At 43.0% G+C, this 26,779-nt stretch carries 16 protein-coding genes; 15 read left to right on the plus strand and 1 reads right to left on the minus strand.

Going from position 1 to position 26,779, the window contains the following annotated elements; all coding sequences use genetic code 11:
- The first annotated feature begins 6 nt into the window (after nucleotides 1-6).
- Genes CWB72_RS08545 through ruvB form a run of 5 tightly spaced genes read left to right on the plus strand, consistent with a single transcriptional unit; the run spans nucleotide 7 to nucleotide 4,983 of the window.
- Entirely contained in the window at nucleotides 7-1,410 is a 1,404-nt protein-coding gene (locus tag CWB72_RS08545) for a sigma-54-dependent transcriptional regulator (protein ID WP_138630601.1), read from the plus strand.
- 1 nt (nucleotide 1,411) lies between these two features.
- Nucleotides 1,412-2,767: a sensor histidine kinase gene (locus CWB72_RS08550; protein WP_138630603.1), complete on the plus strand. Its 1,356-nt coding sequence runs from the start codon at nucleotides 1,412-1,414 to the stop codon at nucleotides 2,765-2,767.
- A 56-nt stretch (nucleotides 2,768-2,823) separates the two neighbouring features.
- A complete protein-coding gene (ruvC, locus tag CWB72_RS08555; protein WP_138630605.1) occupies nucleotides 2,824-3,345 on the plus strand; it encodes a crossover junction endodeoxyribonuclease RuvC in 522 nt (173 codons plus the stop codon).
- Nucleotides 3,346-3,350: 5 nt separating this feature from the next.
- Nucleotides 3,351-3,968 carry a Holliday junction branch migration protein RuvA gene (ruvA, locus tag CWB72_RS08560; RefSeq protein ID WP_138630607.1) on the plus strand — a complete coding sequence of 206 codons (618 nt, stop codon included), beginning with the start codon at nucleotides 3,351-3,353 and terminating at the stop codon, nucleotides 3,966-3,968.
- A 7-nt stretch (nucleotides 3,969-3,975) separates the two neighbouring features.
- On the plus strand, nucleotides 3,976-4,983 hold the full coding sequence (ruvB, locus tag CWB72_RS08565) for a Holliday junction branch migration DNA helicase RuvB (protein WP_138630609.1): 1,008 nt from the start codon (nucleotides 3,976-3,978) through the stop codon (nucleotides 4,981-4,983).
- Nucleotides 4,984-5,009: 26 nt separating this feature from the next.
- Here ruvB and CWB72_RS08570 read toward each other — a convergent pair whose 3' ends face one another.
- Nucleotides 5,010-5,543: a hypothetical protein gene (locus CWB72_RS08570; protein ID WP_138630611.1), complete on the minus strand. Its 534-nt coding sequence runs from the start codon at nucleotides 5,541-5,543 to the stop codon at nucleotides 5,010-5,012.
- 261 nt (nucleotides 5,544-5,804) lie between these two features.
- Here CWB72_RS08570 and CWB72_RS08575 point away from each other — a divergent pair, with 261 nt between their 5' ends.
- Genes CWB72_RS08575 through CWB72_RS08620 form a run of 10 tightly spaced genes read left to right on the plus strand, consistent with a single transcriptional unit; the run spans nucleotide 5,805 to nucleotide 26,716 of the window.
- Nucleotides 5,805-6,521: a hypothetical protein gene (locus tag CWB72_RS08575; protein ID WP_138630613.1), complete on the plus strand. Its 717-nt coding sequence runs from the start codon at nucleotides 5,805-5,807 to the stop codon at nucleotides 6,519-6,521.
- A 4-nt stretch (nucleotides 6,522-6,525) separates the two neighbouring features.
- Nucleotides 6,526-7,167, plus strand: a complete 642-nt coding sequence (locus tag CWB72_RS08580; RefSeq protein ID WP_252371515.1) for an aspartyl/asparaginyl beta-hydroxylase domain-containing protein — start codon at nucleotides 6,526-6,528, stop codon at nucleotides 7,165-7,167.
- A 5-nt stretch (nucleotides 7,168-7,172) separates the two neighbouring features.
- Complete coding sequence (locus CWB72_RS08585) at nucleotides 7,173-7,685, plus strand: GNAT family N-acetyltransferase (RefSeq protein ID WP_171037248.1); 513 nt, start codon at nucleotides 7,173-7,175, stop codon at nucleotides 7,683-7,685.
- A gap of 58 nt (nucleotides 7,686-7,743) precedes the next feature.
- On the plus strand, nucleotides 7,744-8,037 hold the full coding sequence (locus CWB72_RS08590) for a DUF6916 family protein (protein WP_138630615.1): 294 nt from the start codon (nucleotides 7,744-7,746) through the stop codon (nucleotides 8,035-8,037).
- 41 nt (nucleotides 8,038-8,078) lie between these two features.
- Nucleotides 8,079-8,627 (plus strand): phage tail protein, encoded by a 549-nt coding sequence (locus CWB72_RS08595; protein WP_138630617.1) that lies wholly within the window; start codon nucleotides 8,079-8,081, stop codon nucleotides 8,625-8,627.
- A gap of 15 nt (nucleotides 8,628-8,642) precedes the next feature.
- Complete coding sequence (locus CWB72_RS08600; protein ID WP_138630619.1) at nucleotides 8,643-9,170, plus strand: phage tail protein; 528 nt, start codon at nucleotides 8,643-8,645, stop codon at nucleotides 9,168-9,170.
- A gap of 12 nt (nucleotides 9,171-9,182) precedes the next feature.
- Nucleotides 9,183-9,731 carry a phage tail protein gene (locus CWB72_RS08605; protein WP_138630621.1) on the plus strand — a complete coding sequence of 183 codons (549 nt, stop codon included), beginning with the start codon at nucleotides 9,183-9,185 and terminating at the stop codon, nucleotides 9,729-9,731.
- Nucleotides 9,732-9,735: 4 nt separating this feature from the next.
- Nucleotides 9,736-10,893, plus strand: coding sequence for a S8 family peptidase (locus CWB72_RS08610; RefSeq protein ID WP_171037249.1), 1,158 nt, complete (start codon nucleotides 9,736-9,738; stop codon nucleotides 10,891-10,893).
- Between the two features lie 51 nt (nucleotides 10,894-10,944).
- Nucleotides 10,945-12,132 (plus strand): TIGR03032 family protein, encoded by a 1,188-nt coding sequence (locus CWB72_RS08615; protein ID WP_252371516.1) that lies wholly within the window; start codon nucleotides 10,945-10,947, stop codon nucleotides 12,130-12,132.
- Nucleotides 12,119-26,716 carry a tandem-95 repeat protein gene (locus CWB72_RS08620; protein WP_138630625.1) on the plus strand — a complete coding sequence of 4,866 codons (14,598 nt, stop codon included), beginning with the start codon at nucleotides 12,119-12,121 and terminating at the stop codon, nucleotides 26,714-26,716. The genes CWB72_RS08615 and CWB72_RS08620 overlap by 14 nt, the downstream gene beginning before the upstream one ends.
- Nucleotides 26,717-26,779 lie beyond the last annotated feature (63 nt).

Consider the following 26,779-nt stretch of genomic DNA (forward strand, 5'->3'; position numbering starts at 1 on the left):
AAAAGAATGGCAAATATTTTAGTGGCTGACGATGATATTAATATCATCGCCAGCTTACAGTTTTTACTCGATGATCATGGTTTTGATGTGCAAGGGGTAACATCTATTGAAGCCGCTAAAACCCAATTAACACAACATAACTTTGATCTTGTCATGCTGGATATGAACTTCCATCGGGATACTACCTCAGGCAATGAAGGTACTGAATTTATTCAGCAAATGAATGAATTGTTGACCGATAAACTGCCGCCGATTATTGCCATGACTGGTTGGGCAACCATAGATATTGCGGTTGCTGCATTGAAGGCTGGTGCAAAAGACTTCGTGCAAAAACCATGGCAAGATGAAGCACTCATCAATACCATTCAAACCCAAATTAAACTGGCTGAAAGAGAGCAACAACTTGAACTCGCAAAAGACGAGAACAGCCAATTAATACAAGACCTATATCTTCAACATGATGATCTCATTGCAGAATCAGCAGTGATGCAGCAATTGCTAAAACAAGCACAGAGCTTAGCAAAAAGTGATATGAACATTTTGATCACAGGTGAAAACGGCACGGGGAAAAGTTTACTTGCAAGCAAAATTCATCAGTTTTCACAGCGTGCTTCAGGGCCCTTTGTTAGTGCAAATATGGGCGCGATTGTAGAAAGTTTATTTGAAAGCGAGCTATTTGGTCACGTAAAGGGCGCGTTTACAGATGCCAAACAAAACCGTGCAGGGCGCTTTCAAATGGCGCAGCAGGGCACATTATTTTTAGATGAAATAGGCAATATTCCGCTTGCCCAGCAGGCAAAATTGCTGCGCGTTCTCGAAGAAAAGCAATTTGAACCTGTGGGTTCAAGCAAAACCCAATGTGCTGATGTAAGATTAGTTTCTGCGACCAATACAGATCTTGAGTCTGCTATTCAAGCTGGGTCATTTCGACAAGATTTATTTTATCGCTTAAATACGGTTACCTTGCATATGCCAGCGTTGAAAGCGCGCAAAGATGACATAGTGCCATTGGCTAATTACTTTGTTGCGAAACACAGTAAGCATTATGGTAAAACCGATGTTTGTTTATCTGAGTGTGCTAAAGCTGCATTACTTGCATATCACTGGCCGGGTAATTTAAGAGAGTTAAGCCATTGTATAGAGCGTGCACTGTTTTTAAGTGACAGAAGTATCACAGCTGAAAGCTTGAATCTCAGCGTAACAGGTAATGATGCCCAGCAAAATTCCCCAACATCGGAGCCAGAAGAAAACATAATCACTCAACCTAATTTAACTTTAGATGAAATAGAGTTTCAGGCAATGGAACAAAGACTTAAACACTTTGCAGGGAATGTCACCGAAACAGCCAAATCTTTGGGTCTTAGTCGCAGTGGCTATTACCGTCGTTTAGCTAAATACGAAGCGCAATAACATGCAATTTTTTAAGCGCTTAAAAACGAAAGCGGTTGATCATAAACAGCAACAGACTCGGTTATTATTGGGTTTGTCGATCCCTATGATTTTAGTGTCGTTTTTTAGTTTATTTTACGCCGGGATAAACACCTATTTGCTGGCGTTTTTCAGCATCATTGCCATGTTAGGGTTATTTTATGTGGTGTATGCCACACGAAATAACATAGACAAACAACAACAGCTTATTAGTAACTTATTGGCGGCTTTGATTGAAGAAGATTACACAATGCGTGGAAATTTACAGCAAGATGCCGCCATCGCACCGTTACTGAAACTAATCAACACGCTCGCAGATAACTTACAAACCAAGAGTCGGCAAGTATCTGAAAAACAGGTCCTGATCGATAAAATTTTAGATCAGGTTCAAGCGATGTGCTTTGCTTACGACATTGATCAAAGTATTGTGATGGCAAATCATGCCGCGCATACCCAGCTATTTTTAGGTCAAGAGTTAGAAGCTTGTTCACTTCAAGATTTCAATTGGATGAAATCACTCACTGAGAAAAACTCAGCGGTAGTCACGTTAAACACGACACAGTTACAAGGTGAGTATTTTGCATTTAAAGATAAGTATTTAAGCGCTGGCAACCCACAGACGCTGTTGCTTTTAATAAAAGCTGAGCAAATACTAGATGAACGTAAGCAGCAAGCTTGGCAAGATCTATTACGCGTATTAAGTCACGAACTTAATAATTCACTCACGCCAATTGCGACAATCAGCCGTAGTCTTAATAAGAAAATTCAACAATGTGAATTTCCTAAACAATCTCAGTTCCAGCAAGGACTTGAAATAATTTCCGAGCGGGCAAGCTCTTTGCAGGCCTTTATTACCAGTTACCGTGAATTGGCTCAATTACCAAAGCCGAGTAAATCAGCTACCACAGTACAAAGTTTATTTGATCCGATCTTGCCTTTGTTTGATTGTGAATTTACTTATAGCGAAAATTGGCCAAAACCTGCCTCACAGTTAGTGCTGAATGTTGATAAAAAACAGCTTCAGCAAGTGCTTATCAATCTGATAAAAAATGCCATTGAAGCCAATACAGCAAATAACCAACAAGGCATTGAACTAAACCTTGAGGCAAGCGATGACATGTTGAAAATTAGCATCCGAGATTTTGGGCAGGGGATCGCTAATTTTGATAACTTATTTGTGCCTTTTTATACCACCAAGCAGCAAGGCACTGGCTTAGGCTTAGCATTAAGTCGACAGATAATGCTTAACCATGACGGGCAATTACAATTAGAGAATCATCTTGATCAAGGTGCAATCGCAACCGTGACTTTGCCAGTGTTGCAAAGAGATAACGAATAACTGGTAATTCATACAGTATTTTGGCATTATGCCAAAAAAATAAATGAGAATGTGCTTTGGCAGTAATCTTAGGCATAGATCCCGGTTCAAGATTTACCGGGTACGGTGTGATTGATCATCAAGGAAGTAAGTTTACCTACTTAGGCAGTGGCTGTATTAAAGTGGGGGAGCATGATTTTCCGACCCGATTAAAAATGATCTTCCAAGGTGTCACTCAGTTGGTGGAGCAATTTAACCCGCAAAGCTTTGGCATAGAGCAAGTGTTTATGGCACATAATCCAGACTCTGCATTAAAACTAGGGCAAGCCCGAGGCGCTGCGATTGTGGCCGCTACTATGCAAGATATACCCGTATATGAGTATTCAGCTAGGCAAGTAAAACAGGCGGTAGTAGGTACAGGCGGCGCTAAAAAAGAGCAGGTCCAAGAAATGGTCAAACGTATCCTGAAGCTACCAGGAACACCGCAAGCCGATGCAGCAGATGCATTAGCCATTGCCGTTTGTCATGCACATTCTGAGCAAAATTTAATTCGTTTAGCTGGTAACGCCAGTAAAACAGTTCGTCGAAGATTAAGGTAATAAACATGATTGGAAGACTAAACGGCATACTATTAGAAAAACAACCACCGGAGATTTTACTTGATGTAAATGGGGTAGGTTACGAAGTTCAAATGCCAATGACCTGTTTCTATGAGTTACCTAATGTTGGCGAGCAAGCAGCGATTTACACGCATTTTGTGGTACGTGAAGACGCCCAGTTGTTATTTGGCTTTAATCATAAAAAAGAGCGCGCTTTATTTCGAGAATTGATAAAAGCCAACGGTGTTGGTCCAAAACTCGGTTTAGCGATTTTATCGGGTATGTCAGCTGAGCAATTCATCCACTGTGTGAACAACGAAGATGCGACCACTTTGGTGAAAATTCCGGGGGTGGGTAAGAAAACCGCTGAACGTTTAGTGCTCGAAATGAAAGACAGGCTAAAAGACTTTGGCAATGATTTATTAACCCCGTTTAGCGATAATGCAGTGATAGCACCGCAAGAAGATCCGACTGTTGCCAATAATCCGACCGATGATGCAGTTGCTGCCTTACTCGCGTTAGGCTATAAATTAGCGCAAGCACAAAAAGCGGTGAAAGCGGTAAGCCAACCTGATATGAACACTGAAGCGCTGATCAAAGAAGCGCTTAAATCTATGATGTAAAAACCTTATGATTGAAGCTGATAGACTGATTGAACCCAGTGTTCAAGGCAATGAAGAAGTAATTGACAGAGCCATAAGACCTAAGTTACTCGATGACTACACAGGTCAGCCCCATGTGAAAAAGCAAATGGAGATTTTCATTGAGGCGGCGCGCTCACGTCAAGAAGCACTCGATCATCTTCTGATTTTTGGCCCACCAGGTCTGGGTAAAACAACGCTTGCCAATATTGTTGCTAACGAGCTTGAAGTGAATATTAAGACCACTTCGGGTCCTGTACTCGAAAAAGCCGGTGACTTAGCAGCATTGCTTACCAATTTAGAAGAAGGTGATGTGCTGTTTATTGACGAAATTCACCGTTTGAGCCCACAGGTTGAAGAAATTCTTTATCCTGCAATGGAAGACTATCAGCTTGATATTATGATTGGCGAGGGGCCTGCAGCACGTTCGATTAAACTAGACCTGCCGCCATTTACACTGATCGGTGCCACCACGCGCGCTGGTTCTTTAACTTCACCGCTGCGTGACCGTTTTGGTATTGTGCAGCGCTTAGAGTTTTACTCAGCTGCCGATTTAGCGACCATTATTTCTCGTTCGGCATACTATTTAGATCTAGCAATTAGCCCGGAAGGTGCCGATGAAGTGGCACGTCGTTCACGCGGCACACCACGTATTGCTAACCGCTTACTGCGCCGAGTTAGAGACTTTGCCCAAGTAAAAGGCGACGGTAAAGTCAGTCAAGATATTGCCAAGCAAGCCCTCGATATGGTCGATGTCGATAAATGCGGCTTCGACTATATGGATAGAAAATATTTGCTAGCCCTGATTGAAAAATTTGCTGGTGGCCCAGTCGGCCTAGATAACATTGCCGCGGCGATTGGTGAAGAGCGCGAAACCATAGAAGACGTAATTGAACCATTCTTAATTCAACAAGGCTTTATTCAGCGCACGCCGAGAGGGCGTATAGCATCAAATGCCGCTTATTTACATTTTGATTTGGCACCAAAACAAGACTAAGAAATAAACCCTTGGGTTTTAGAACTTTAATCTGGTTGAGTCTCATTTGGTCGAGACTCGACCCAACGTAAATCCCTTATCCATTTCACCATATTAGGGTAGCCCGCTTCAGGGCACGTCATTTGCCATGCCTTTAATAGTGGAAAGCCAAACCCATTACCACTTTCAAAGTCATTAATTAACGTATTATTGGCGCCGCGATACGAATCACTGTGAAAAATAATATCTAGTGGGATAGATAAATGCTTAGCAGCTGCGACAGCCCAAGCTGTGGCCGCCATTTCTTCTCCATACATGGCTTGCTTTTCTCTGCCTACCAGCAAACCGTTTTTAAATATATTGCCTTTTAAGCACTCTCTAAAAATAGGTTCGCACACAGCAACATGACCAGCTTCATGCAATATGTCTCCGGGGAAAAGAAGTTTGTCTTTATCAATCAATAACACGCCATGTTTGAGTATTAACCCGGGTAATAAAGTCTTTTCAGTAATGGGCTGAAGCTCAAAGGCCAGCTCTATTTCAGTTAAAAAATTTAAAATCGTTCTTGTGTGATCGATCATGAGCGAACTCCTTTGACTCAAGCCTTTCGACTTTCCCTTTATTAAGTTATCAACTCTAAAGGCACCAGTGCAATAGAGTGTAATGGACTGTAAGCGTAGTCGAACCTTGTATATCTAAATTGGTAAAAGTGATTGTGTAACATATGTGTGTATTTTTTTAGGTAAAGTTAGCAAGGTGTAATGAGCTGTAATTAGGGATTTTTTATATTTGTGTAATTGTATAGTGGCTTAAATTATTTATTTCAGAATAAGGAACAGGTAATGCAACGCCGCAATTTTTTAAAAACTTCGGCTTCGGTCGTTGGACTAGTTTTAGCACCAGCTTCTGTAACTGCATTGGCAGCCAATGCTGAACTAAATACGTCAAAATTGACTCGACGGATAAGTCAACAAGCCCTTAAAGATTTATCGATTAGCTTTCCTGAAATGACCATGACATCACCATCAGGGCAAGATGTCACTTTTGAACTCAACCCCTTAGCAGCCAGATATTATCCAAATGGACTATTTGTACTTTTTGAACACACAGACGAAATTTACATATATGACCAAGTTGGACAAGTGCTTGGCAGTATTCCACTAAATCTAAAATATGGCTTAATCAAAGACTTTGCCGTTGATGAAGATAATCAGTTGGTATTCTTAGTGACCGGCCCAGGCACGATTAAGGTGATAGGCTTTGATGGCGGCCATTATGGTGATGTGGGAAGCCAAGGTCTCAATCACTTTGAACAATTAAACGGTATTAAATCAATTACCCTAGATGATTCTGGGCGTGTACATGTTCTTTGTAGCCAGTCTAATTCAATAAAAGTATTCGATAACTCAGGGACTTTGCTCTATAGCTATAGCGCTAAGTCGTTGCTTTCAAAACCAACCTTGCATCAATTGGATGGACAGAGCGAAATAAAGGTTGTTGGCGGACAGTTTAAAGACAGAGAGTGGTTTTTTGCACCCAGTGGCCAGCCAATTGGGTAAAAAAATGCAACGCATGATAAATGGGGTCATTGGTTTTGCTAAATTAGACAAAACCTTAGATGCACAGCAAGCACTTGATGAGCTTAACAAGTTAGAGCAACTTGACTGGCATACCCATGTAAACAAAACGTGTTATCAGGGGGAGTGGGATGTGGTTGCATTAAGGGCTCGGCATGAGCATTTAGAATGCCATCCTATTTTGCAGTGCTTTTCTTTAGAAGGGCCGCAAACATCTTGGATGAATTTACCGATTTTAGAGCGTTTGACGTGTATGAAGGCGTTTATTAATTTACTCCAGTGCCCAGTAAGATCTGCGCGCTTGATGAGGTTAAAACCTCAAAGCCAAATTTTACCGCATTCTGATAACCATGTTTCGATTGAGTACGGTGAAGCGAGATTACATGTCCCTTTGTCTCATGGTGATGACGTCGGTTTTTATGTTGAAGAGCAATGTGTTCCTATGAACTCAGGAGAGCTTTGGTACATCAATACCCATCTGACTCATCGAGTGACAAACAATAGCAACAAAAGCAGAGTAAATTTAGTAATCGATTGTGATGTTAATGAATGGTTAGCATGTTTGATTAAAAACAAGCAAAGAAATATAGACATTAATTATACCAATTTAACGCACGTTACAGGATAAGGATCATGGTGCAATTTACAATTCCGCAAGGGCTGCATATTCGCCCCTCAAAGCCAAGTGATACACCTTTTATAGAAAAACTGCACAGAGAAGTAAGGCAAGATCTGCAATGTATAGAGGGTGAACAGGACTTTATTGAATCAATAGTCGACATGCAGCTGAAAGCCCAAACACAAGGCTATGGTGCTCAGTATCCTAACGCAATGTATTTCATTATTGAAAAAAATGGAGAACCGATAGGGAAGGCCACCCTTGATTTTGGTCATAATGAGATTCGCTTAATTGACATAGGCTTTTTAATCGCAGCTCGAGGTCACGGCTTTGGCCGAGCAATTATCCAGTCTTTTCAGCATTGTGCTGCTCAATCAGCAGTCCCTTTAACGCTTTCTGTCTTAAGCCACAACTTGGTTGTGAAACGCTTGTATTTAGAGTTGGGATTTCAAGTTTCTGAAGTTCAGTCACCATACGAGCTCATGATTTGGTATCCCCCTGCGATGAAGCAAATTGTAGGCGTTTAATCGCGTTCGTTAATGGGACGGGCTTTTTCTTAAATAAAAATATAAAGAGTAGCAAGAAATGGAAATAGTAACGCATGATTTGATGCACTCGTTAGTGGGTGAAACAGTAAACGTATTTTCAGTGCAAAATGAACAACAGGTTGGTGAGCTTGAAATAGCTAATGTAGAGACCGGTAAAATAAATACTGAGGAGTTTTCTTCATTCAGTATTTCCCTTCATGGTGATCCGAATAACCAACTTCCTCAAGATAACTATTTATTTAAGCATAGTGCGTTTGGTGAATATCCGATGTTTATGAGCATTTATGACGTTGATAAATATCAGATTGTTATTTCGCGTAAGCGTAGTTAAACAGTGGGTTAAACCCAATTTAAAAGTAAGGAGTGGTTTTTATGGTTAATCCGTATTTGGGCATGATGCAGATGGTTGCCTTTAATTTTCCACCTGTTCATTGGGCATCATGTAATGGCGCATTGATTAATATCCACGACAACCCCGCGTTATTTTCATTACTCGGAGATACGTTTGGTGGTAATGCTCGAACGAACTTTGGCTTACCAGATATGCGCGGGCGAGCGCCTGTTTATCAAGGCAAGTATGGCATTATGAAGCAAGGGCAAAAAAGTGGCTTTGAAGAGGTTACTCTGACAAATGCGCAAACAGGGCACAATCATGACTTTCAAGTTAGCTCAGCAGAAGGTGATAGCTTTTTACCCTTTAGTAACGCAAATCCTTCAACGCGTTACACAATATCTACAGCTAATACAACTTTTCCAAATGGGGTTAAGAAGTTTTATGCAAACAACTCTGGTGGGCTGGATACTTTATCGTCTCAAAGCATGGGTACTGTGGGGTCGAATTCGCCACACACTAACCTTCAACCGAGCATGGTTATTGGTTTTATTATTGCGCTGAATGGTACATATCCGCCTAGAAATTAAGCAAAGGAGCAAAATATGAGTGATGCATATTTGGGTGAAATTCGCATGTTTGCAGGCGTGTTTTCACCTAACCACTGGTCATACTGTGCAGGCCAGCTACAAGCAATAACTGATAATGCATCTTTATTCAGTTTATTGGACACTAGGTACGGGGGTGATGGTCGAACTACTTACGGTCTTCCTGATATGCGAGGGCGAATCCCTGTAGGTGATGGGCAGGGGCCAGGCTTGACAAATTGGGTATTAGGGCAAAGCTTTGGTGTGGAGCAAGTTGTGTTGTCAACCTCACAGTTACCTGCTCACAATCACACAGTTCAAGTAGCCAGTGCTGCGTCAGAATTACAAGCACCAGTTGATGGGCAGTCTTTCATTGGTAGTGAATTACACTTTTTACCAGACTCAACGGCAGGGTTAAAAACAACTTCTTTTAGCAGCCAAACCATAAGTACAACAGGTGGTGACAAGCCGCACGAAAATAGAATGCCCATGTTGTATCTTGGTTTTATAATTTGCATGAACGGTATATACCCGTCTCGTAATTAAAGGAGTAATAAGATGGATCCATTTATTGGTCAGGTTGATATGTTGCCTTACACCTTCGCGCCAGTGGGCTATACGTTCTGTGTTGGGCAATTTGTTGATATCTCACAAAATCAGGCATTGTTTGCGGTTATAGGTACTACCTACGGCGGCAATGGTCAAACCAACATGCAAATGCCGGATTTACAAGGTAGAAGTCCAACCATGTTTGGTCAAGCACCGGGGTTGTCTCCGGGGGATTTAGGTGACAAAGTTGGATTACCTGATGTTGTACTGATGGAGAGCCAATTACCTTCTCACACTCACGAGTTATACGCTGGTAAAACGATTAAAGCAGGTTTGGTTGATAGATCGAACGGTACAGGTTTACTCTCTGCGGCAAGAGCAACAACAGGGGGTTTAGCCCGAGTTTATTCATCAGATGATTCGGGAGGGTCAAACATTACCCTTAACCCACAAGCGGTATTAAACAGTGGACAAAATCAAGCACACGAAAATAGACAGCCATATCTAGCTATACAATTCTGTATTTGTATAGATGGCATATTTCCTCCAAGAAGTTAAAAATATGCCCCTCATTAAGTGGTTAAGTGTTTGTTTATTATTCCTATGTAGCAATGCCGTTGTTAGCAGCGACTTTGCTACTGTGGTTGACGAGCCCTTTTTGTCTTTTTATAACCAATCTGGATTGGTCAAGCTTTATGAGACTGACAGAGAAGGGATTTATCAAAGTAATGTGGGGATAGAGTTATTTTTAAATAAACGCATTATCGTTGAGACAAAAAAGTATTATTTTAGCCAGTTAAATGAGACTCAAGGTGTCAGTAAAATTCAGATACTTGCTGAATTAGAGCACACTCAAATAGTCTTATTAACTGCAAAAGCAGAGCTATTTATTCAAGTATTTAATTCGTTAAAGAACGAATTAAATGTTGTTCAGGTTCAACCTGATTTTGCCATTGTTAAAGAATCAAGCTTCAGTAAACAAATACAAGAACAACCATTTAAGCTTGATGCGATTACATTAAAAGATTTACCCCTATCATCTTGCTCATCGCCTACATCTAAGCGTATTGCCATAATTGATGATGGCTTCAATTTTGAGCATCCCTTACTTTCTGACTTGGACTTCATACTCGCGTACGATGCGGATAAAAGAGCCACCTCCAAAATGTTTCAGCAAAATGGCCACGCCAGTATGGTTACAGCAACAATTGCTCAACAATTATCGGATGGTCAATCGCCGGTTACAGCTCAATATATCGCACTGCAGCAATCTAGTACGCTCACTTCAGCCATGATATTAGCATTTAGTATTTCTCAAAAGATGAACGCGCACATCATCAACACCAGTTGGACTTTACCTTTTTTGTCAGACTTTCTTTCTAAAGTGATTGATCATGGCTTAGTAAATGGTGGGGTCGATTTTGTGGTGGTGTCGGCAGGAAATAAAGGCCAGCCGGCATGTGAGTTTAATCATCTGGCAAAAATTCAAGGGGTCACTATTGTAGGTGCACATACTACTGAGGGGACGATTTCAGGGTTTTCAAACTATGGCCAATGTGTAGATATCTACGCGCCAGGAAAGGTTATTTTGAGCCACAAAAAAGGCACCTTAAAAGCGCTCGGTACTTCTTCTGCTGCGGCTATGGTGTCGGGTGAGCTTGCTCGACTGTTAAGTTGTGGCTTAACAAAAGCACAAATACACAAAAAGTTAAAAGCTTAAAAGTAATAAGACTTTTTTAGATTCAATTTGCATTTATCAAGGAGTAAAGATTTGCAAGGGTATAAAAAATTAGACTCGGCTGAAGTATCAGAAAGCTTGCCCATCGACTTTTCAAGTAAGTACAGTGAAAACTTTCCAAAGCTGCTAAAAGCCCTTGGGGTTTCTTTGGTAGTGACTAGTTACCATGCACATTCTGTCATGTTAATACGCAGCAAAGATGGCAAATTAAACTGTGGAGTAAAAAAGTTTATACGTCCGATGGGAGTCACAGTTAGTAAGGATAGGCTAACAATTAGCACTGCGTATCGAGTTTTAGATTTTAAAGCTAGCCCTCAGTCTTATGAAACTGTGCAACAAGGCAGTTTGGATGACCTCACTGCAATGTCTAAAAAACTCCAAGATAAAGAAAGAGACAACGACGCTTTTTTGACCATGAGGAAAGAGCAAATTGCTGCTATTAAACAAAGTGACGTGCTTTATACAGAGCGAGCTTCATTATCTACTGGCATGATAAATACCCATGATATTGCTTGGGGAGATGAAGGGTTATGGGTTGTTAATACAAGCTTCTCGTGTTTGGCGACCCTGTCACCAGAGTATGGCTTTAAGGCCCGTTGGAAGCCGCCTTTTATAAGTGAATTGACGCCCGATGATAAATGTCATTTAAATGGTATGGCTATGTTAAATGGTGCTCCTAGGTATGTGACCACTTTTAATACGACTGATGAGAAGGACTCATGGCGAGAAGAGTTAAATGGGACACTGATTGATGTTAAAACCAACGAGCTCCTTTTAACTGGCCTTTGCGCGCCGCACTCACCAAAGTGCCACGATGGAGCAGTATATTTATGCGATTCTGGTAGGGGGCAAGTTATTCGTTTTGACCCTCTTAATCATACAAAAAATGTGGTGTGTACTTTACCGGGGTTTACCAGAGGACTCATTGTGTTTGGTGACTTGATTATAGTGGGCACAAGTAAAATGCGTCGCTCTGACGCTGTGCAAACGTATCCCTTAGCAAAGCAAATGCAGCCTGACGAAACACAGTGCGGTATTTGGGTTTTAAATAAGCATAACGGCGAAATAATCTCTCACATTATATTTAGCGGTGACGTAGAACAGCTCTACGATATCGCGGTTATTCCCGAGTCTACCTACCCTGAGTTAATGAGTGCGGACGATGCAGTTTCAGCACATTTGTTTGAATTCTCAAAGGAACTAGTCAATGAAAAAATCTGATATGACGGCAACTATTATTGGTGCCATGATCCCGTCTTTGTTACATGCAAGCCCGAGTATTCAATATCATGAATTGTCGACTGTTAAAAGCTATGAAAACTCAGAACTTACGTCTTTGATGCTTTCGTCTTCGCACTATTTTAAAGATTCATCTGTTGAGCAAAATAATCGAGTGACAACCGCCTTAGACTTCACATCGCAAAAAGTATCAGCAGCAAAAGATGATTATAAAAAGTACGCCACTTTGTCCTTTTTACAAGAACAAGGTTTACTGGAAAGTGACGGCATGGAATTAATGCACGTCAGTGGCGAGGTGAACTTAAACAAAGAGCTTGCAGCATCTTGCAGAATAGCATCTTGGCCTAGCTCATATAGTTGCACTCAAGCTTTCGGAAGTGAAGCCAGTTGTGCACAATCCGGCGGAGTATGGTACCCAGACACTGATAACTGTACTGTAGCAGCATCTCCAGATCCTGACATCAACTTAAGAGGTAACGGTAGCTCAATCACCTCTGGGGACACCACCCCAAGTGCCGCAGATCATACTGATTTTGGCTCACATCAAACTGAGGCCAGTAATTTTACCCGCACCTTTACCATAGAAAATATCATTGCATCCTCTACGCTAACTTTGAGTGGCGCTTCATCGGTTAGTATTTCTGGCTCCAGTGACTTTTCAATATCCAGCCAGCCTGGCTCAAGTTCTTTAAATGGGATAACCAGCACGACATTTGTTGTTCAGCTAGACCCGACCACGGTTGGCTCACCTGAAGCGACAGTGACGATTTCTAGTGATGACCCAGATGAGGGGAGCTATACTTTTAAAGTTGGCGCAACGGTGACGGCTGCAAATACGGCACCTGTTATAGATTTAGATACGGTTACTGGTGGTAATAACAGCTCGTCCTCCTTTAGTGAGGGGGGCGGGGCTGTTGGTATCTCTAACAGCGCCAGCATCACCGATGCTGAATCAGATACCATTAAAACAATTACGGTATCTCTGACAAACGACCAAGATGGAACTTCGGAAGGACTAAATGTTTCGGGCGCAGCGCAAAATGCTTTAAATGGGGTTTCGGGCAGCTCAGATATCACCCTGCAAGATACCATTTCGATTACAGGGGCGACTGCAACACTTGCCCAAGTGCAAACATTTTTAGACGCCATAACTTATAACAATACGTCGTCAACGCCTGATACAACTGCTAGAAATGTAACGGTCGTCGTCAACGATGGTACTGATGACAGCTTATCACGCACCGCAACGGTAAGTGTCGCGAATGTCACTTCTACTTCATCATCAGGTGCATCGTTCGATACCACAACCGGTGCTAATTTAAATCCAGCGATTTTATTCACCAATGAGAATGAATCTCTAACTATAGCTCAAACATCAAATGTGACAGGGTCTACAGCGGATGGTGGCGGTGGTACTGATACCTTGAATGTCTCAGATGGTGTGGATATCAGTGGACTGACAGCGTTAACAAACTTTGAGACATTAGAGGCGACAAACAACGGTCACTTAACCTTAAGCGAGGCTCAGCATGAGTCATTTACCACCATAAATGGTGCGGGAACTAACCAATTTACACTTAGCAGTGCTGATGGCAATGCCGTTATTACTGGTGATGCAGATATCGAAACGTATGTGTTGAGTGCCGAGTTTACCTTTATACTGGGCGGTGCTGCGCAAAATGTCACGGGCAGTAGCTCAGCTGATACAGTTGCAACAGGCTCGTTGACGGCAACAGGTACTTTGGCGGGTAGTGGGGGGACCGATGTATTACAGCTGAGTAACGGTGCCAATATTGCAGGTGCGACAGTAAGTAGTTTTGAAACTCTGACCGTGGATGCCAACGCATCTGTGACAATGACTGAAGCGCAACATGATGCTTTTAGTACGATTAACGGCAGCGCGTCGGAAAGCATTACCATCTCTGTGGCAACCGATGGCCTGACGGCAGCGAGCGCAATCGAAACTTATGTGCTGGGCGCGGTAAATAGCATTACGCTGAGTTCAGCCTCACAAAACGTTACCGGTAGCAGTGGTAACGATACTATCGACATAGCAGCATTGACTGTAACGGGGACTTTGAATGCGGCCGGAGGCACAGATACCTTATCAATGAGTTCTGGTGCCAGTATTGCGGGTGCGACGGTATCTAACTTTGAAAACCTGATATTAGCCAGTGGTGCCAGCGTCTCTATGACAGCTTCTCAGCCAGCACTCTTTGGTGGTATCATAACTGCGGCGGGTACTGAAACCATCAATATTTCAGGGGATGGTAATTTTACCACGCTTGCCAATGTAGAGAGTTTCTCGGTCGGTGACTCTTCGATTAATAGCCGTACAGTGACCGTTGCGGCCGCTGACACTTCTGTGACGGCATCGTCTTCTACTGATGCCGTCACATTTAATGTGGGGACGCTCAGTTATACTGGCGCGCTGACTGGTGATGGAACAACGGCAGATACTGTGTCGCTGTCTTCTGGCGCTAATATTTCGGGTGGTACGCTTGCAAACATAGTTAACCTGACCCTAGCCAGTGGTGCATCAGTGACGATGACGCCTTCGCAAAATGCGTCTTTTAGCGGTACTGTCACAGCGTCAGGTTCGGAGACCATCACAATTTCTGGAGACGGTAACTTTACAACGTTATCGGGTATAGAGACTTACTCGGTTAACGATGATAGTACTAACAGCCGTACTATCACAGTGACCAATGCGTCAGCGACGATTGACGCGACAGCGACCAATGACGCTATTACATTTGATATTGTCGGAAGTGCTTTTAATGGTTCGCTTAAAGGTGACGCAACGACCGGTGATACAGTGAGTGCCTCTGATGGTGCTGACGTGAGCAGCGGTGGCTTTACCAATATTGGTACCTTGTCACTGGCAAGTGGTGCGACCGTTACCGTTGATGTATCCAATGTGAACAATAATTTTACTACCGCGATTACCGGTGCTGGTGGCTCAGAAACGTTAAAGCTGGTGGATGGAGGCACGTTCAACTTCGCCAATACCATTGTCTCTGAAATCGAAAACCTGGCAATTGGTACCAACAATATCTTCACTATTACACTGACTGATAACTTTGATTCCGATGGCAACTCGGTCACTGTCTCCAATGCCTTTGGCTTAGCGCTCAGCAACGCTATCACGCTGGACGCCAGTGCACTGAGCGGCGATACCCTGAACATGACAGCAACAGACTTTGATGGTAGCGATATCATTACTGGCGGTAGCGGCACAGATACGATTCGCCCAGGTGGTGGAACCGATACTATGACAGGTAATGCCGGCAATGATAACTTTGTTGGTGATGCGGCTGATCTCAATGGTGATAGGATTACCGACCTGAGTGTGGGTGATATTATAACCATTACCGGTGTGACTGGCCTGACAACCAGCAACGTACGATTTAATGGCACCAGCACGTTGCAGGTAGATACCAATGCCACTGACTTTAGCGCTGTTGAAATCGCCATGAGTTTGACAAATTCTCCTGCGAACTCGCTCGACTTTACCGTTGCAGATAGTGGTGCCAATACCAATATCACCTTTATTGCGCCGAACGACGTGCCTGCATTTAGTAATCTCAATAGTGGACAGACCTACACTGAGAACGGCACTGCTGTGGTTATCGATTCAAATGTGGTTGTGGCTGACACCGAACTCGATGCACTTGACGGCGGTGCGGGTAACTACAATAATGCAACCCTGACGATTTCACGTAATGGAGGCGCAAGCTCACAAGATGTGTTTTCCAACAATGGGTTGCTGGGCACCCTGACCGAGGGCAATACATTTACCTATAACGCCACAACAGTGGGTACCGTAACCACAAATACGTCTGGTACTCTGGTCCTGACCTTTAACACCAGTGCGACTTCTGCCATTGTCGATTCTGTATTGCAGAATATTACCTATCAGAACATCTCAGATGCGCCGCCAGCGTCGGTAACGCTTGACTACACCTTCAACGATGGCACGGCAAACAGCACCGGCACAAACCAGGCAGTAGTCAATATTACGGCTGAAAATGATCTCCCCACGGATATCAGCCTGACCGCGACCGCGATTAACCAGTCGGCAACTGGGGCAAGTTCGAACGTCGGTAACTTTATTACAACAGATGCTGACACCGATGACAGCCATACATACACTTTGGTGAGTACAGGTGCAAATGGTAATTGTACAGCAGATACCAATAATGGCAGCTTCCAGATAAACGGTTCTAGCTTGCAAACTCAGGCTGCGTTGACTGCTGGCAATTATATCGTTTGTGTGCAGACCAATGACGCTACAACCACATTCCAAAAATCGCTCACGATTACTGTTAACGATGATGTTGCGCCCAATGCGCCTTCTACACCAGATCTGGATGCAAGTTCTGATAGCGGTTCATCAAGTACGGATAATATCACTAACGACACAACGCCAACCTTGAGTGGTACAGCGGAAAGCGGCTCAACGGTTAAGCTATACAGCAATGAGGTTGGCGGTGGAACAACTGTGATAGGTACGGGCACGGCGACAGGTGGCAACTGGCAAATAACCACAAGTGCTTTGACGGCAGGTACGACACACGCTATCACTGCAAAGGCAACGGATGCCAGCAGCAATGAAAGTGCCTCTTCAAGCAGCCTAAATGTTACAATTGATTCCACAGCCCCATCGGCTCCAAGTACACCAGTTCTGGCCGCAGCCAGTGATACCGGTAGCTCAAATACTGACAATATAACTAATGATACGACGGCAACATTTACGGGCACGGGTCCGAATAATGGCGCAATTACGCTGATTTCTAGTATTGATGGTACCGTGGGAAGTGCGACTGTGACGGGTGGCAACTGGACGATTACGAGTTCAGCCCTGAGTGCCGGAACACACACTATGACCGCCCGTTCAACTGATACGGCGGGTAATACCGCGGATAGTACTGGCTTGTCAGTTTCAGTAGACACCAGCGTCAGTGCGCCCAGTATCACCACGCCAATCGAAGGGGATGGCCGCGTCAATGCCGCAGAAGACAGCGACGTGCTGATCGCCGGTACCGGTGCTGAGGCGGGCAACAGTGTGACGGTGAGTATCACCGATAACAGCAGCACGGTGACCCGTACAGTCACAGCCGATAACAGCGGTAACTGGACCCTGAGCGGCAGTGAGCTGGATGTCAGCGGCCTGAACAATGGCACCCTGGCGGTGTCGGCCACACAAACCGATACGGCAGGCAATACCTCCTCAGCAGCCACACAAAGCATTACTTTGGATAACAGCGCGCCGACAGCATTGACCATCACCACGCCAATTGAAGGGGATGGCCGGATCAATGCTGCAGAAGACAACGACGTGTTGATCACGGGGTCGGGTGCAGAAGCGGGCAACAGCGTCACGGTTTCTATCACCGATAACAATTCATCCCTAAGCCGAACGGTGTCTGCAGACAGTTCAGGTAACTGGACAATCAGTGGCAGTGAGTTTGATGTCAGTGCATTTTATAATGGCACGTTGACGATTTCTGCGACTCAAACAGATACAGCGGGCAACACTTCAAACTCAGCTAGCAGCGCGATTACTCTAGATAATACCGCCCCAACAGGCCAAAGTACTGCATTAGATCAAACGTTAATAAATGCAAGCAATGAAGCGGCTCTAAGCTTTACGTTATCAGGACTTGAAGGCACAGGAAGCTTCACTTATCAAGTTAGTGACGGAACCAACACTGTATCTTCAAATAGCGCCGTAGCAATTAATGCAAGTAGTCAGCAAGTGACAGATGTAGATGTGAGTAGTCTCTTGGAAGGTACGTTGACACTTTCTGTGACTGTAACAGACAGTGCTGGCAATTCGGGTACAGCTGTCACAGCAACCGTGACTAAAAAGTATAATATAGCCCCAGTGTTATCTGGCTTACCAGTGACAAGCATAAACGAAGATTCAGAGTATAGTTTTACGCCGACACTCACAGATACAGATACTAATGATATCCACACTTTTAGTATCACTAACATGCCTAGCTGGGCATCATTTGATACCCAAACAGGTAAATTATCTGGTACGCCTACAGATGCGAATGTTGGTACCACTGAAAATATCACTATCTCAGTAGACGATGGCACTGATTCAGCGAATCTTACTGCATTTAGCATTGAAGTTATTAACACCAATGATGCCCCGACAGGACAAGATACCAGCTTTACTTTAGATGAAGGCGCAACTTTATCGAGAGATTTAAACAATGGTTTACTGACCCTGGCTAGTGATGATGATAGCGACAGTGGCGATACATTGACTGTTTCTGCAGTTACTCAGCCACAATATGGACAATTAATACTTAACTCTGATGGTTCATTTAGTTATGTGCACGATGGCAGTGAAAATCACAGTGATAGCTTTACTTATCAAGTGAATGACAACAACAGTGCAAACTCATCGGCTTACACGGTTTCACTCACGATTACGCCAGTTGCTGATGCGCCTACTACGGTGAATGACACCGCAACGACAGATGAAGACACCGCAGTGACGATTAATCTGTTAGCAAATGACTCTGATCCTGAAGGGGATATGGTGAGTTCTTCTGCGGCAATTGTTATTCATCCTAGTAATGGCTCTGTTTCAATTACCAATGGTGTCGCAACATATACGCCAACGGCAAATACAAACGGCCAAGATACTTTCACATATACAGTGAAAGATGCAGCGAATAACACCTCAGAGCAAGCAACCGTAACAGTGACTGTAAATGCAGTGAATGATGCACCGGTTGCTGCGAATAAAACCATTTCAGTCACTGAAGATACAGCTTCTGAAGCCACTAATTTGAGAACGCTAGCAACGGATATTGAAGACACAACACCGACTGGAGATTTAGGTATTGTTGCAGAGCCTACAAAGGGAAGTGTGAGCTTTGATCAAAGTGCGGGCACATTTACATACACGCCAAATTCGAACGAAGTAGGACAAGACTCTTTCACTTACACAATTAAAGACAGTGACGGTTTAGTGTCAAATACTGCGACCGTCACAGTTAATATTGGTGCTGTGAATGATAGACCTGTTGTTGGTGATGACTCGGTTACCACCGACGAGGATGTGTCAGTCACTCTGAATATTCTTGCAAATGACTTAGATGTTGAAGATTCAGGCTTTAACGGTGCGAATGTTTCTTTAGAAGATCAAGGAAATGGTGCTGGAGAGTATACTAAAGCGACTGTCTCGATTAACACAGACGGCACACTTAATATTGCTCCGAAACAAGACGAAAATGGCAGCTTTAGCTTTACTTATACGTTGACAGACAGCGAAGGTCTAGCATCTGAAACTGCAACAGTCACAGTTACTTTAACCGCCGTGAATGACGCGCCAGTAGCCGTCGATAACACTGTTGAGATCCAAGAAGATGGTTCTTATGAAGTTAACGTTTTAGGTAATGATACTGACGTAGATGCAAACGACAGCTTCGACTTAAGTAGTGTGAAAGTAGTGACCGCAGCACAAAATGGTCAAACGGTCGTTAATGCCGATGGTTCAATTACTTACACGGCTAATGCAAATTATTATGGTAATGACACCTTTACCTATACGGTAGCGGATGCAGCAGGTGCTGTTTCGAATGAAGCCACAGTTACTATGACCATTAACTCTGTCAATGATGCACCTATTGCCACAGCTCAGTCAGTTGATTTAGATGAAGATGGATCATTGGTTATTATGCCTGCAGCTACCGATCAAGAAAATGACGATTTAACATTCTCGATTGCCACCAATGTGACAAGCGGTACATTGATACAGCAAACTGAAACAACTTGGTTGTACACACCAAATGCAGACTTTAATGGTGCGGATAGCTTCACCTTTATTGCCAATGATGGGACTGATGATTCATCTGAGGCTACTGTTAGCATTACTGTCAATGCTGTAAATGATAAACCAGTTGCTTCAGCGCAAAGTGTTTCAGGAGATGAAGATACTGATATCACCATTACACTTGCCGCGACCGATACTGAAAATAGTGAGCTAACTTATAGAATCGAGACTGCGCCAGTAAGTGGCTCAGCCTCATTAGTTGGTAATGTCGTCACCTACAGAGGTGAAGCAGATTTCAATGGTTCAGATAGTTTTACTTTCGTAGCTAACGATGCAGAGTTAGATTCGAACGAAGTAACGGTGAGTATTACCATTGACAGTGTGAATGATGCACCGACTATTTCAGGTTCGCCAAGTAGCACTGTCGATGAAGATACCAGCTTTGACTTTACACCATCAGCCAATGATGTTGATGGCGACGATCTAACATTCTCGATTGTAAATAAACCAAGTTGGGCTAGTTTTGACAGCACAACAGGGCAATTAAGCGGTACTTCAGCGAATAGCTTCGTTGGAGTCTACAGTGATATTCAGATATCGGTGAGCGATGGCACTGAAACCACTGCATTGTCTTCATTTAGCATCACAGTTATAAACACCAATGATGCACCGGTTATTTCGGGCAGCCCTGCAACTTCTGTCGATGAAGATTCGGCATACAGCTTTACACCGGCTGCAAGCGATGTGGATGTGGGCGATAACCTCACATTTGCTATCAGCAATCAACCTAGTTGGGCAAGTTTTGATACTTCGACGGGCACCTTGTCAGGAACTCCAACGAATGATGATATAGGTAGTTTTGCCAATGTCATAATCAGTGTTTCAGATGGCACAACCAGCTCTGCACTCGATGCATTTACTATTACAGTGAATAATACCAATGATGCACCGATTATTTCGGGCAGCCCTGCTGCTTCTGTTGATGAAGATTCAGCATACAGCTTTACACCGACGGCCAGCGATGTGGACGTAGGTGATAACCTGACATTCTCGATCACCAATAAGCCTAGCTGGGCTAGTTTTGATAGTGCAACGGGGACCTTGTCAGGTACACCAACAAATGATGATGTGGGTAAAACAAACAATGTTGTGATTGCGGTATCGGATGGAACAGTCGCAGTTGAATTAACCGCGTTTAATTTAACGGTTAATAACGTCAATGATTCGCCAGTAGGTAGTACATACAGCTTTACTTTAGATGAAGCTGCACTGCTGAGTGTTGATGCCCAGTCAGGTCTATTAAGTTTGGCCACCGATGATGATTTAATTCACGGTGATAGCTTACAAGTTTCACTTGTAGCTCAACCACTTTATGGACAGCTTAGTTTAAATACCGATGGAAGCTTCTCTTATCAGCATAATGGTGGAGAAGATCACGCTGACAGTTTCACTTATCAAGTAGTGGATAGCGCAAATGCCACATCTGCAACTTATACAGTTACATTGACAATAACACCTGTGGCAGATGCGCCAATTACACAAGATGACAATGCTTCAACGAATGAAGACACGGTTGTGAGCATTAATTTATTGAGTAATGATTCGGATGCTGAAGGTGATATGGTTGCGTCTTCTACAAGTACTGTAACTCAACCGACACTAGGCTCAGTCTCTGTTAACAACGGAGTAGCAACCTATACGCCTAATAAGGATGTTAATGGTACAGATACTTTCACCTACACAGTGTCCGATGCAGAAGGTAATGAGTCGAATACGTCGACAGTAACAATTTCTATTGCTGCGGTGAACGATAAGCCAATTGCTAGCAACTTTACTGTTAACCTTGATGAGGACGCTGCAGCAACCGTTTTTGTTATCAGAGAAAACACCTCAGACATTGAAGATGGAACCCCTAGTGGCGAGTTAGTTGCGATTTCGCAACCTAGTAAAGGTCAAGTGAGCTTTGATCAGCAAGCTGGCACTTTCACTTATTCACTTAATAGCAATGAAAATGGTGTAGATAGTTTCAACTATACCGTTGCAGATAGTGAAGGGCTGGTATCTGAGCAAGCGACAGTGACCATTAACATTGGTGCAGTCAATGACAGGCCTGTTGCTCAGGATGACAATGTTACAACTGATGAAGATGAGGCTGTTACTTTGGATATCCTAGCAAACGATAGTGATGTCGAACAAAGTGAGTTTAATGGTGCAAATGTATCCTTAGAAGACCAAGGTAATGGCACTGGGGATTATGCCAAAGCCGTTGTCACTATCAATGCGGATGGGTCGCTTAATATTGCACCTAAGCAAGATGAAAACGGTGAATTCAGCTTCACTTACACCTTAACTGACACTGATGGCCTGACATCGGAGCCTGCCACAGTGACAGTGACATTAACACCAGTTAATGATGCACCAGTTGCGGTAGACAACACAGTTCAGCTGCAAGAAGATGGTCAGTTTGAAGTAAATGTACTTGGCAATGATACCGATGTTGATGATGGTGTAGACCCGTCATCAGTTGTAATTGAATCTGGCCCAGAATTTGGTCAGGCCACGATCACTTCAACAGGCTCAATTGTTTACGTCGCCAACGAGAATTATTTTGGTGATGATGCATTTACCTACAGTGTGAAAGATTTTGCAGGTGCAAAATCGAATATTGCAACTGTGAATCTTCAAGTAGATGCTATCAATGATGCACCAGTTGCTGAAGCACAATCATTGACAACATCAGAAGATACCAGTTTAACAATTACACTGAATGCATCGGATACAGAAAACAGTGCACTGACTTATCGTATTACTGAAGATGTTACCAGTGGTAATCTGGTTCAACAGTCTGCGACACAGTGGCAATATACGCCAAGTCAAAACTTTACGGGTTCTGATTCATACACCTTTGTGGCAAATGATGGTGAATTAGATTCTGAACCAGTGGCGGTTTCAATCACAGTAACTGCAGTAAATGATGCGCCAATTTTAGATGGGCAATCACTGGCAACAAATGAAGATAGTGTTTTAGATATTAGTCTAACTGCCAGTGACGTGGATAGCACAAATATTACTTATCGTGTGGCTAGTTCACCGAGTAATGGTTCTGCAGAGATCAATGGTGGGGTTGTTACTTATACGCCAGACACGAACTTTAACGGTAATGATAGCTTTACGATTGTCGCGAACGATGGAGAGCTTGACTCAGAGCCTGCAACTTTCTCTGTGAGTGTCTCTGCAATTAACGACGCGCCTGTGATATCAGGCTCGCCACTTACACAAGTAAATCAAGATACTGTGTATAGCTTTACGCCTATTGCGCAAGATCTTGATAGCGAAACACTTAGTTTTAACATATCTAACAAACCCAACTGGGCTCAATTTGATAGTGCTACAGGTCAGTTATCAGGCTTACCATCAAGAGGGGATGTTGGCGTATTTGAGAATATTGTAATCTCAGTATCTGATGGCGAGTTAACTGCATCACTTTCAGCATTTAACATTAATGTTGCCTATGTCAATGCGGCACCAATTGCGAATGCGATGTCAATTTCGCTAGAAGAAGATACGTCAACTTCACAAAACTTCAGCGCTACCGATAGCGATGGAGACTATTTATCGGTCTCGATTATTAGTCAATCTCAGCAAGGTACAGTAGTTGTTCAAGGCACAAGCTTTACTTATACACCTGAGGCTAACTTTAATGGCAGCGATAGCTTTACTTACAGTGTATCTGATGGTGCGTTGACTAGTGCCGAGCATACTGTGTCTATCATAGTTAATAGTGTGAATGATGAACCAGTTGCAAATGCAGATAGTTTTAGCTTTGATGAAACTGACACTAATACCTATTTATTGGATGTTTTAGCAAACGATTCAGATATTGAAGATAGTCAACTAAACATAATAGGGGCTAGGGCTTCAATAGGAACTGTTAGCATTGTGGATGGTAAGCTTAGTTTTGTTGCACCTGCTGACGTATTAGGACAAATAGCACTCTCATATGTAGTATCAGATAATGATAATGGCACAGCTCAAGCTGAAGTTGAATTAGTAATAAATTCTGTATTAGGTTCCGCACCAGTGATTACTGTTCCAAGTGATATCACAGTGGATGCAACTGGGCTATTTACCAAAGTTGATATTGGTACAGCTACGGCATTAGATTTTAACAATAATCCTATAGCAGTTTCTCTTGTTAATGGAACAAATCTATTTTCGCCAGGAAGTCATTTAGTATATTGGCAAGCGACAGACAGCCAAGGCTTGCAGTCCATAGCAACACAAAATGTATTTGTAAACCCATTAGTATCTTTGTCTAAAGATTCTCAAATTGCTGAAGGTCAAAATCATGAGATTACACTCCATTTGAATGGTCCTTCTCCTGTTTACCCTGTTATTGTGCCCTTCAATGTTTCAGGTCAAGCAGATTCATCGGACCATGATTTAGTTTCTGGTGAGGTAACGATTGCCCAAGGCACTGAAGCTGTGATTGGCTTTTCGGTATTTGAAGACGCCCTTGGCGAAGGTAATGAGTCTTTTGTAATTACACTGTCTGACTCTGTGAACGTAGGTGCGAAATCATCCACATCAGTGACGATTGTAGAAGAAAATGTAGCTCCGGAATTGTTTGTTACTGTTTCGCAAAATGGTGAACAGCGATTGCTAGCCGAAATAAATAATCAGCCGATTGAGCTAGTTGCAAGCGCAACAGATACAAATCCTAATGATAGCTTAACTATTGAATGGACTGCAGTTGATTCTGACGTAATCAATTTAAGTAGTGATGCTAATACATTCGAGTTCAACCCAGAACAAATGTCAGCAGGTATTTATCAATTCACAGTGTCAGCAACAGATAATGGAGAACCTAGTCTATCTTCTGCAGCAGATGTCTATGTTGAACTTATTGAAAGGCTTTTACCTTTAACATCACAGGATACAGATGGTGACTTAATACCAGATGATCAAGAAGGTTACTCTGACAGTGATAACGATGGTATTCCTGATTTCCAAGATGCGATTACAGACTGTAACGTGATGCAAGAACAAGCTGGCGAGTCCAGTCAATTCTTAGTTGAGGGTGAACCTGGTGTTTGTTTACGTAAGGGGGCCACTGTTGCTCAAAATAACACTGGCGGTGTGCAATTGTTAGAAAATGAACTGCCTAGTGATGAAAGTGCACTTAACATTGGTGGCTTATTCGACTTTATAGCAACGGGATTACCACAAGCAGGTGATACTTACAGTATTGTAATTCCGCAGAGAAGGCCAATTCCACTCAATGCAGTATATCGTAAGTTAAAAGGGGGCGAGTGGGTTGATTTCATCAACGGCAATGGCAACCAAATTCTCTCAGCAACGGGTGAACCGGGTTATTGTCCTCCACCAGGCAGTAATGAATGGACTGAGGGTCTAACTGAAGGTGACTGGTGTGTGCAATTGCAAATTGTTGACGGGGGACCAAACGATGATGATGGTATTGCTAACAGAGCTGTGGTTGACCCCGGTGGTATTGCAGTCCCTAAAACTAGCAATAACTTACCACAAGCTCAGTCTGATGAAGTAACAATTCGCTCTGGTGAAGCGATTATTATTGATGTATTGAATAATGACAGTGATGCGGATAATGATACGCTGACAATAACGGGAGCGAGCGTAGATTTTGGCTCGGTCGTGATTGAAGATAATAAGTTGGTTTACACTCCGCCAAATGACTTAATTGGCCAAGCAATTATTCAGTACAGCATTTCTGATGGCAAAGGCGGTACATCTAATAGCACTGCTACAGTGAACTTGATAGTAAATAGCGCACCAACAGCAGCTCTTGATATTGCAAATACAAATGATAAAGCAACTATCACTATAGATGTTTTAGCAAATGACACAGATAAAGATGGAGATGAGCTAAAGCTTGTCAGTGCAACTGCTCAGCATGGTGAAGCACAGGTTAATCTCAATGGTACACTGACGTATGTGCCAAAAGTTGGTTTTAATGGCATTGATGTTATCAAGTACACCTTAAAAGACAGTAAAGGCGCACTTTCACAAGGTGAAGCGCGTGTTACCGTCACAGCCCATCAAAGTGTTGCGATTGAAAACAAATCATCAGGTAGCCTAGGAGGGGCAGTTATCATCATGATTTCAATTTTATTAATGAGAAGAAGGAAGACCTTACTACCAAGCTTTGCGTTAATTACATCTAGTTGTTTAATTAGCTCTGAAACGATGGCATCTGATTGGGGGATAGAAGCTGGAGTCGGGCAAGCGAAAGCTGATTACTCAACGACAAACGTAGATGGAGTCACAGAAGTCATGGTTGACGACAGCAGTAATAGTTGGTCAGCTGGTGTCTATTATCAACTTACTTCCGATTGGTCTACTTCATTACGCTATATCGACTTAGGGCAAGGAAGAGTCTCTTTTAAAGGGGAGTCTCTAACGCCGGGTTCAGTCCACCATAGCGTCGCTGAACAAGCACCAAATTTTTCTGAAGGCTTTGCACTTCAAGCCAAATATAATTTCTTAACGTTTGGTCATGCTCGAATTGGCGCTTTCTTAGGAGCTTACAAATGGGAGTACAAAGTCGAAAGCGTGAGAAATAACCAACTGATAAAAAGCGAGATGGATGGCACAGACTTATATTATGGTGTTGGGATGAGCTATGCATTAACAGACTCTCTTAGTGTTCAACTTGATTATAGTCACTTTAATCTAGAGCCTGAGTCTGTCTCAGATCTTCAGCTCGGATTATCGTATCGCTTCTAGCAACAGAGCGTTAAATCAATAAGAAAGCCTTACTAATGTAAGGCTTTTTTATGGTCAGTATTA

It is taken from the genome of Pseudoalteromonas phenolica, from assembly GCF_005886345.1.
Taxonomy (GTDB): Bacteria; Pseudomonadota; Gammaproteobacteria; order Enterobacterales; family Alteromonadaceae; genus Pseudoalteromonas; species Pseudoalteromonas phenolica_A.